Here is a 10,469-nt window from a genome sequence, read left to right as displayed (position 1 = left end):
GGAAAAGGGAAAGGTTAATACAATATTATGCCGAAAGAATTATACAGGGAAAATTATTCCTTCTTCAATCATTATCATTAGTGGGCGGATGGTGAGTCAATGCGGATTGCGAGATTAAAGGTGAAAAATTTTAGAGGGGTCAAAGAAGGCGAACTCTATCTAACGGAAAGATGTGTTTTGGTAGGCGATAACAATATTGGAAAGTCAACTATCTTAGAATCAATTGATCTTGTTCTTGGCCCTGAACGATTATCAAAATACCCTGTCTTAGACGAACATGATTTTTATGCGGGGGAATACTTAAATAAAGAAGGTACCGAAAGGGATATACATATTGAAGTTGTTGTAGTGGGCTTAAGCGACGAGCAGACAAGGCATTTTAGGAATCATATTGAATGGTGGAACACATCAACGAACAATTTAATCGAAGGTCCACCGGCTAGTTCAACAGATGAAAGACAGGTATTACCCGCGCTTAGAGTTGGTTTTTCAGGAGCGTACGATCAAGAAGAAGATGACTTCGTCGGCAAAACCTACTATCTGTCTCCACAAAAAGATGATGGTACTTTTGATGTTTTTGGCACAAAGGATAAAAGAATGTGTGGGTTTTTATATTTGAGAACACTTCGTACGGGTTCAAGGGCTTTAAGTCTTGAAAAAGGTTCACTGCTGGATATCATACTAAGACTAAAGGAATTAAATCTTCCAATGTGGGAGGATATATTAAACCAATTAAGGGAGTTACCGGTTGCTGAAAATCCCGAACTTGGAATATCAGAAATATTAACTTCAGTTCAGAAAACGGTTCGAACATATGTTCCATCCGACTGGGCCAATAATCCTCATTTCCGAGTTTCTGATTTGACTCGCTCCAATTTGCGTCGGATTTTAACTGTTTTTATGGGCACTGGGGCTAAGAGGGAAGACGGAAATGAATATGCAGCTCCATTTCAACATCAAGGTACCGGGACAATTAATACATTAGTACTTGCACTGTTATCTATGATTGCCGAACTAAAGCAAAATGTCATCTTTGCAATGGAAGAACCCGAAATAGCAATACCGCCATATACCCAGAAAAGAATAATTCATAGTATTAGTCGAAAATCTGCCCAAGCGATATTTACATCTCATTCTCCATACGTCCTTGAAGAATTCGACCCATCAGAAATTCTAGTTATTAACAGAGTGAATGGAAAGTTAAAAGGTGTTGCGGCGAAATATCCACCTACAATAAAACCTAAGAAATATAGGGAGGAATTTCGGAGAAGATTTTGTGAAGCTTTACTAGCTCGAAGAGTACTGATTACAGAAGGTCGAACCGAGTTTGACTCGTTTCCCGCAGCAGCTCGAAGACTTCAAGAGCTTGGTGAATATAAGACTTTTGAAGAACTAGGAATCGCTATATTAAATGCAGAAGCTGAATCACAAGTGGCTCCACTCGGCGAGTACTTACAGTCTCTTGATAAAATAACGTTTGCAGTTTTTGATAAACAAACTGAGGAAAGTAAGACTGCCATCGTGAAAGCAGTTAATTTCCCTTTCGAAGCAAATGAAAAAGGATTCGAGGATGTAATTATTAATGGTTCCTCTCCAGAAGCGATTTTAAGGTATGCTAAGGGACTTGTTGAAAACGGTGAGTGGCTAAGTCATATGAAAGCCAATGAACCCAATGACCAAATGGATCTAGGCCAGCTTAAAACTGTAATGAGAGAGTTTTTTGTTAAAAATAAAGCATCAGGTGTTACTGCCGACTTTTTAGGACAATGTGAAATAAGTGAGATGCCGAGCTTTGTGGTTGAAACCATTGTCAGTATTCAATCTATTGTTGATGGACGATCTGATTCAGTCGGGTCAGATAGAGAAGTTCCCCCAGAGGATTAAGTAAGGAGAAGTGTATGTTCGAACTCTCAGAAGATAAAAAGCGATTGTTACAAACCAATGGTCATTTGCTAGTATTAGGTGGTCCTGGATCTGGCAAAACGACGATAGCATTACTCAAAGCAAATCAATTAATAATTAATAACGTCATCGAAAAGGGACAAAAGATTCTCTTCTTAAGTTTTGCGAGAGCAACTGTTTCGAGAGTTGAAGAACAAGTTAGATCTGTTATTTCAAGTAACATACAAAGCCAACTAGAGGTTAATACATATCATGGATTTATATGGTCGTTGATAAGAAGTCATGGTTATTTAATTAACAAGCGGCGAATTATTAAATTGCTTACTCCTCATGAGGCTGCATCTAGACTAGCAAATTTTTCTGGAGATAGAGAAGGAGAAAAAAAAAGACTATTTGAGGAAGAAGGCATTCTACACTTTGACTTGTTTGCAAAGTATGGAACACAACTATTAACCGAAAGCCAGGCGTTATCGAAGGTAATCTCCAATGCTTATCCGGTTATAATACTTGATGAGTTCCAAGACACAAATTTTGACGAATGGCAGTTTATCCAAGCAGTTGGACAACTTAGTACACTAATTGCATTGGCGGATCCTGAACAACGAATTTATGAATTTAGAGGGGCGGATCCTTCTAGAATAAGTGATTTTATTTTTATTTATTCCCCTCAACAATTTGATTTTGGTTCAGAGAATAACCGAAGTAATGGAACCGATATTGTTCAGTTTGGAAATGATCTAATTAGCGGGAAGAATGTTGGAAAACAATACAATCAAGTTAAGGTCAACTTATACCCTTTTCGTCAAGGATTGAGTCCTCATTTAGATTTAAAAGTCGAGGTACTGAAGGCTCGGAAAAGACTAATAGCAAACCATACAAATGATTGGTCTCTTGCTATACTGGTCCCATCAAAAAGATTAATGCACGAAGTTTCCCTATGTCTAGATACACACCATATCTTCGCAAATAATAAATCACTACCCCGAGTTAGCCATGAATTGGCACTGGAAACTGCTGCGCCGTCACTTGCTGCTGTATTAGTTTCAAATCTATTGGATCTTGGATCAAATTCTAGGGTGGAGCATACACAACTCATTGCTGATTTATGTGAACATATGCGTGGAAGGAACGGAGATGCTTCTGCACCAAAACAAAGCTTGGATATATCAAATGCCCTTCAAGAATTTATTACGACAGGTAAGATACGTGGATCAAAGCGACAAATGATACTACAAGACTGCATCAACTTAGTAAATGCTTGTTGCAGCCTTGAATTTACAGGAGATCCCAGTCAAGATTGGAAAAATGTTTGTAGTCTTTTGGATGGTGCCTCCTCGGATCAACTTAAGCAGGTCGGAAAAGATATCAAATATTTAAAAATGCTGCACAGGGGATCGGAATTAAGATCAAGATTAGCTTCACTTTGGCGCTTATACGGAAATTATAGTGGTGCTGGAGAAAGTATAAAAGCAGCTTTATTGCAAGAATACTTTGCCAACTCCTCAAAAGTTTGGAGAGGAGTTCATGTAATGACAATACACAAATCGAAAGGAAAGGAATTTGACGAAGTAATCGTCTATGAAGGTCTATATCAGGGGAAAATTGTTCGAAACGAATCTACGAAAAAGGAGATAGATCAAGCACGCTTAAATTTAAGAGTAGCGGTGACAAGGGCTCGCCAAAATGTTCTTATTATTACACCCATTAACGATGTCTGCCCGTTACTTCGGTGAGCGAAAAAAAAGGAACCCATATAGGGTCCTTTTTTAGTTAATCATTAATCCAGATAGTTCACTGGCAAGTGTCTTTGACCCAGATAAACCTTTTAAATATCGAAGATGACCCGTAGTAGACCAGTCTACCTTCCTAAGTTTCTGAATCGATTGAGCAAAAGAAGAATAATCCTTGGTCTTTTGCTCATTTGAGAAAAAATGATTAAGGATCGAACCTGCAGCTATTGATAATGCATCAAGACATACGATGTGAGTGAGCCTGTGACCGCCATAATCAAGCCATTCATAGGAAAATGTATCCTTTATGGTGTTAAAGTAAAACAAAGATATATTGAGCTTCTCTTCTTTGTTAGCAATGCGACGTCGTCCTTCTTAAATAAGAAATGGAGGGTTCGATAGAGATTTTGCAAAGTTATATGACGACCTTTTGCTCTTTTCCCGATAATGCTGCCAATATTGTAAAAAGGGCTATCTTTACGAACAAGCAGCTCGGTAGCAACCCAACTCAATTCATCAGAATCACGCCTCAGGTATTTACTAAGGGAAGATCCAATCCCTTTTGCTTTGGTGTTAATCGTATCGAACAGCCGAATTTCTTCATCTTCGTCCAGGGAATGAAACGCTAAAAAGGAACCATGATATCAGCATTCGTTTCTTGGATATACCGCTTAATACCCCCAAGGCGATGTTGTCCGTCCATCAGAGATGCCTTTCCCTTACAAAACAACCGGCCAAAGTTAGGACGCTGCTTATCATAAGCAACGAACTCCCAATTCGAACAAGCATTTAATAATACCGGTGTAAAAAGAGCATCATCACCTTTAGACAAGTACAAAGCAAAATCGTGACATCGCTTAGGATCCACTGGCCGTTGATATCCTTTTCCGGATTCATTATCATACGGTTTTACAAAGGTAAGGTTCAATGCTATAGATGCAGGTACATTGCTTTGATAAATAACTTTACCACGCATTTTGCTTTGAATGACATTTTCTATAACAACTTGTTGGGGTATGGTTTGATCCATGTGTTAGTCACTCCATGATGAATTTTCATTGATCCCAATATAAAACTTATAAGTTCTTTTTACAATGGTATTTATAGTATAATGGTCTGTCTTCATACTGCTTACCTACTTACGCTTATTTAAGGTGGTGGTATGAGTGGCGGAACTCGCAGAGCTTATAGGAGCTCGAATCCGGCAAATTAGAAAGTCACGCGGCTTAACACAAGAACAACTTGGTGAACGCGCTCAGTTACAAAGTACATATATCGGTGGGGTCGAACGGGGAGACCGAAATATCTCTGTGGACACTCTCGATAAGTTGATCCGTGCCCTGGAAGTAAGCCCCTCAGAGTTTTTTATTTCGGTGATAATCCTATTGAGAAAGATACGGATAAAACTAAACTGATCCACATTTTTATTTCAAAACTTATGAAGCAAAAAGCCAGAATATACGCAAGATGATTAATATTTATAAAGAGATATTCGAATAAGTTTCAAAGAAGGGTCGCCGAAAGGCGGCCTTTTGTTTTGCGTCAAATCATGGGTTTCATAAGAACCTTTGTCGAATCGCTTGATTATCTGAAAAGTCGCAATTATCGTTCAAAATATAGGGTGATACGGATGTACACACCGGTAAAAATGCCGAGGAACACAAAATACGGCAGTAACTACTGGAAGGCAACCAGTCGCAAGATTAAACGAAGAGTTGAGTTTTTAGTGATTTGGAATACGACCATTGGATTTTAGTCGAATCCAACCCCAATATTGTTTCTTTTTGTGAGCAGCCACTAAGAATAAGCATACCCATAAAGTGAGATTGTAGAGTCTGTTTTTGATATGTGGGTTTTATACTCAGATGGAACGGAAAAATTCATTGAAGTGAAATATGAGTGGATTTCGATTCAAGGAACCCTAAGTCAATTAAAACCATAAGACAAACAGGAGCACAAGAAGATTGGTGTCTCCTTAACAATAAACCATATGAAATCATGACGGATACAAAGATCCGATCTAATGCCTTACTTTTGTCCAACCTCAAACAAATTATTTCTTATACACGGAATCGATTGGTTCCTATAGAGCTCGACCAATTTCAAATTACCCGTTTAGTACGAAATCGCAGACTAACCATCGGAGAAATTCAGCGTGATTTACACAGTTTAAAACCTCAACGAATTTTAGAGTCAATTTGTAACCTGATCTACAGCGGACATTTAGATGCCAACATTGAAGAATGTTTAATTGGCCCATCTCTGGAGGTGTGGTTACATGGCGAGACGTAAGATCATTGAAAGTGAGAAATACGTACCTGAGGATCTGGATGTTAAAAACTGGCCAATCGTTTTGACTGATAATCTAAGTGACAAGGATAAGGCTACTTACTTAAAGAGAAAAAAAGCAGTTGAAATGTACTTAGGTAATCAACCAATTAAAGAAATCAGGTATGAAACAGGGATTGACTTTGAATCACTACGACGGCTGGTGTTACGTTGCATCGACAACCGAGACGAGAATGGCGTGATTTTAGGCTTTCGTGCGTTGATACCGAATAAAAGATTAAAGGCTACACAAGAAAATCGAAAGAGAACAACTCTCACTCAGGGAGGTTCACCGAACTTCTTGATACATTTCCCCAACTTGCTGAATTAATTGAAAAACATCATTTCCAAACTAACAAGCAGCAGTTCTCGGACCCGAAAATGAAGGCAAAATATATCCACAAAAAGTTTTTGGATGAGTGTAGAGCAATTGGATTAACTGAAAATCAGTACCCATTTACTACCGAAACATTGGCCAAACGTTCATTAGAGCGTTATCTTCATAAACTAAATAATAGACATTTTTCAAAAGCAGCTAGTCGATACGGAGACGCGGCAGCTACCCTCGCAACAACTACGGGGATAGGTAGAGAACACAATCTATCGATTCTCCGTCCATTAGAAAGAGTGCAATTCGACGGCCATCGGATCGATGGTATGTTTTCAATTACATTCCGGACACCTGAAGGAGATGAAATAACAAGGGTTCTTGAGCGTCTTTGGTTGCTTGTCATTTTAGATGTTGCCAGTAGCGGTCATTGGATACCATCTGAGTACCAATCGGGAATTTTCAGGTAATGATGTAGTGCAATGCATTCGTAACGCGGTGGTACCGAGGGAGAAGAGGGCCCTTACGATTCCTGGCTTAAGCTACAATGAACGGGGCGGCTTTCCGAGTGATTGCATCCCTGAAATGCAATGGGCACTGTGGGATGAGATGTTGTACGACAATGGCAAAGCTAATTTATCAAATTTCGTATCCGATCGCCTAGAACAAATAATAGGTTGTTCAACAAATGCTGGACCTGTTGCAGTACCGGTTCGCAGGGGATACATCGAAAGATTTTTTGGTGTGTTAGAAGAATGCGGGTATCACCGTATGATAAATACGACCGGCAGCAATCCACAAGATCCAAGGAGAAGCGATGCCGAGAAAAAGGCTGTCAAATATTCGATTTCATTTGAGCATCTAGAAGAGCTGACAGATGTACTAATATCGGACTATAACGGAACTGTTAATGAGGGGATAAACAACTTTACACCTCTTGAAGTGTTAAAACAAAGAATCGAACGTGGACTTATTCCTCGGGTAATGCCTGAAGAGCAAAGGGCGGAGGTGGTTTTCCTGTCGATGAAAGTACCCCGCAAAGTCAACGGTAACTTAAAAGAGGACGTCGTCCATTCATCCATTATGAAGGTGTAGATTATAGAAATGAGGTTCTCTCACGCAGTCCTGATCTCATTGATACAACCCTAACTATTCTTGTAAATGTAGATGACCTAAGGGTTCTCCAGGCATTTCTTCCGGATGGCAGTGAGTTTGGAGCACTTACGGCAACTGGAAAGTGGGGGATCGTTCCCCATTCGCTCAAAACGCGTAAAGAAATCAACAGACTTCGAAAGCGCAAACTATTATTTTTCACTTCCGAAGACAATCCTATAGATTGTTATCATCGCTATCTTGAATCGCACGCAGTAAATAATAGGGCAAGTCGTAACAAACTCGCAGAAGAGAGACGAAGAAGTCAAAAATCGAGCACTAAGGAAGAAGATTCAAAATCCTCCGCATCTCTTGATGAAGTTTTATCAGAAGATGATGCAACAAGAACACGACCTATCACGCGTATCAATAAGAACTTGAAGACCATCACCTTTTAAGGAGGCGTTCAAAATGGGTTTTTCTAGTTCTGATGCAGAAACATTAACCGTGGATGGCCGGCCATTTGTCCACCCAAAACACATCCGATTGAAACTGGACGTTACTTGCTTCAAACCAATCAAATCGAGTCATTAAAAGAGACCATCGTTAGATGGGTAGACAACCGTGTTCCTGGAGGGATCGTTTATGGCCGGCCTCGCCTTGGAAAAACAAGAGCTATTAAATACTTAATGCATGTCTTACCTGCTGAATTTGATCAGAGGATTCCTGTCTATAGCTTAAAATGCAGGCAATACAAAGTGATTAACGAGAATGTGTTTTTTGAAGATATATTGAAGGACATCAATCATGCATATCCTTCTTCGGGGAAAGCCTCCCAGAAGCGCGAGAGGCTAACAAAATATTTAAAAGAAAATGTAGAGTCATCAGGACAGCACAGATTGGTTTTTTTCTTAGACGATGCACAAAGATTAGCGGATATCCAGTACGGCTGGTTAATGGATATCAATAACGAACTCGATAGTTTGGGTATCAGTCTCACGGTAATTTTAGTAGGGCAAAAGGAATTAATTCATCAAAGAAGCGCCTTTCAACAAGCAAAAAAATTCCAACTAATTGGTCGTTTTATGATTGATGATTATCGTTTTTCAGGAGTCAAGAATGTTGATGATGCTCAAACTTGCCTGGCTGGATATGATCAATATTCTGATTATCCTGAAGGGAGCGGATGGTCATTCACACGTTACTTCTTACCTGATGCCTTTGCTCGTGGATTTCGGTTGGAAGATTGCGCTGCAGATCTGTTCGATTGCTTTTGCTCAGCACGAACCGAGGCTGGGTTATTTCAAAAAGCGGAAATTCCAATGCAATACTTCACATTAACCGTGGATTATGTGCTTAGGCGTTATGGTAGAAATGGAGAAGATCTAAATCAAATCAATAGGCTACAATGGAACAATGCAATAAAAAACTCTGGTTATATTAAGGCCGAAGTAAATCAAGGTGTAGAGGAATGAAAGCTGCTAACATCATTCTGCTACCTGGACCGGCCAATCAGGAAACCAACTATACCTGGAATCCTTTATGGGTGAAGGAATACGAATCACCATGGGGAGTGTTTGAGAAATTTAAATACGCGAACAACATAACATCCAAAGAATTTCTCAGAACATTTGGAACCGATGAACTTCGATCTGTAAAGCATTTATCACTATTTTATGTCAATGCTAACGTCCATACCATGGGACGATTAAGTGAAGATATAATCTTAAAAATATTAAAGGTTCCTGTTAAAGCACATACCAGCGAGATCCTTGACTTTGTTCAAAAGAGGGTTCTCATAGAAGAGCTATTACGGAGTGATTTAGCTTATTGCCGCTATTGTATGCGAAGTGGTTACCATAGTATTTTCCATCAACTTAAGTTCATTCACAGTTGTCCGTTTCATCCGCATGCCAAATTATACAATTCATGTCCGACGTGTAAGAAGTCTTTTAAATATATGATTAATGATCCTTTTAGTGCTTTTCGTTGTCAGTGTGGAACTGAACTTTTTAATAAGCCAGACTATCATATTGTTTGGAGAAATCATAAGCCGAACATTGTTTTTCAGCCATTACAGAAATTATTACAACTAAGCGAGAACGATATAACCACGTTAAAAGAGATGGAATTTGTTCACTACAACGATGTAGAGGAACATCCAAGATTCCTTGAGGCTTATTTAAGTCGTTTAGATCCGACCTTATTAAAAACCGAAAAGATTGAGCATAAAGTAATTGTTTCTAATGAAAATTTACTTCAACAAGGCAACAGACAAGAAGAATATAGAAAGGCATACTATGACGGTGATCTGTGGACGACGGAAGGAATAGATAATAAAATTGCTAATGAAATATATAAGAGCACAGTTGCCACCTATAATGCGTTGTGTAACCGGATTCGAAAAACTATTTTGAAAGGCCACGAAAAATGCCTTAAAGAGTTGTTACGTGAGAATTACAAAATTATTTGCCCCTACGCTTATGCTTATTTGAATTGGAGAGTATGTATAGAGGGACTAAGATACCATTCGGACATTGCTACGAATTACTATCGTAAACGCAGATCGACTGAGAATACTGGTATCGATACGATATCTAACATTGACGTCTCAGTATTTACCAATCTCAGACTCGCATGGGATGGTAGCTTAAAATATAATGACGGAAATAGACGATATAAAAGTTTGACAGCGACAATATGGCTTATTAATCATTTTTTATACAGGCTACTGATGAACCACTTCTATAATTGGCTTGAGTTCGCTGATAAAAAAAGATATAAGAAAAAAGGACACGTTTATTTTTACTTTAGAAATCAATTCAAATATGAAGGTATGCCGCTATTCGCATTTTCACAAAAAGGTGATCAAATAGAACTCCATATGTGGGAAGATGAGAACCCCAACAAAAATAAAGAATATCGGTGCCCATTCCATTCTGTTTAGAAGGAGACCATGGTTTATTATGGTCTCCTTTAACATTAGGAATGCACTTATTTTGCTGATCTGTAGAGTGACGGGGCGCTGGCTGATACGTAGATTTTTCACATTTTCATGTCCCTGAATAGGCTTTTCATACCGACCATAG

General features: G+C 38.9%; 8 protein-coding genes. 7 read left to right on the top strand and 1 reads right to left on the bottom strand.

Going from position 1 to position 10,469, the window contains the following annotated elements:
• Nucleotides 1-99: 99 nt before the first annotated feature.
• Nucleotides 100-1,884: an ATP-dependent nuclease gene (locus tag GZH47_RS32530; RefSeq protein ID WP_162644998.1), complete on the top strand. Its 1,785-nt coding sequence runs from the start codon at nucleotides 100-102 to the stop codon at nucleotides 1,882-1,884.
• Nucleotides 1,885-1,898: 14 nt separating this feature from the next.
• Nucleotides 1,899-3,635: a UvrD-helicase domain-containing protein gene (locus tag GZH47_RS32525; RefSeq protein WP_162645743.1), complete on the top strand. Its 1,737-nt coding sequence runs from the start codon at nucleotides 1,899-1,901 to the stop codon at nucleotides 3,633-3,635.
• 622 nt (nucleotides 3,636-4,257) lie between these two features.
• Here GZH47_RS32525 and GZH47_RS34330 read toward each other — a convergent pair.
• Nucleotides 4,258-4,662 carry a DGQHR domain-containing protein gene (locus GZH47_RS34330; protein ID WP_225446629.1) on the bottom strand — a complete coding sequence of 135 codons (405 nt, stop codon included), beginning with the start codon at nucleotides 4,660-4,662 and terminating at the stop codon, nucleotides 4,258-4,260.
• Nucleotides 4,663-4,798: 136 nt separating this feature from the next.
• Between GZH47_RS34330 and GZH47_RS32515 the strand changes: the two genes are divergently transcribed.
• From GZH47_RS32515 to GZH47_RS32495, 5 genes are all read left to right on the top strand, one after another.
• Complete coding sequence (locus GZH47_RS32515) at nucleotides 4,799-5,047, top strand: helix-turn-helix domain-containing protein (RefSeq protein WP_162645742.1); 249 nt, start codon at nucleotides 4,799-4,801, stop codon at nucleotides 5,045-5,047.
• Nucleotides 5,048-5,910: 863 nt separating this feature from the next.
• Nucleotides 5,911-6,291: a hypothetical protein gene (locus tag GZH47_RS32510; RefSeq protein ID WP_162645741.1), complete on the top strand. Its 381-nt coding sequence runs from the start codon at nucleotides 5,911-5,913 to the stop codon at nucleotides 6,289-6,291.
• A 408-nt stretch (nucleotides 6,292-6,699) separates the two neighbouring features.
• Nucleotides 6,700-7,383, top strand: coding sequence for a hypothetical protein (locus GZH47_RS32505; protein ID WP_162645740.1), 684 nt, complete (start codon nucleotides 6,700-6,702; stop codon nucleotides 7,381-7,383).
• A 560-nt stretch (nucleotides 7,384-7,943) separates the two neighbouring features.
• A complete protein-coding gene (locus GZH47_RS32500) occupies nucleotides 7,944-8,855 on the top strand; it encodes an ATP-binding protein (RefSeq protein WP_225446628.1) in 912 nt (303 codons plus the stop codon).
• A complete protein-coding gene (locus GZH47_RS32495) occupies nucleotides 8,852-10,327 on the top strand; it encodes a hypothetical protein (RefSeq protein WP_162645739.1) in 1,476 nt (491 codons plus the stop codon). Before GZH47_RS32500 ends, GZH47_RS32495 begins: the two co-directional genes overlap by 4 nt.
• The last annotated feature ends 142 nt before the right edge of the window (nucleotides 10,328-10,469 follow it).

The sequence above is a fragment of the Paenibacillus rhizovicinus genome (assembly GCF_010365285.1).
Classification (GTDB): Bacteria; Bacillota; Bacilli; order Paenibacillales; family Paenibacillaceae; genus Paenibacillus_Z; species Paenibacillus_Z rhizovicinus.
The sequence above is the reverse complement of the archived record's forward strand: the minus strand, read 5'-3'. Positions and strand labels throughout refer to the sequence as shown.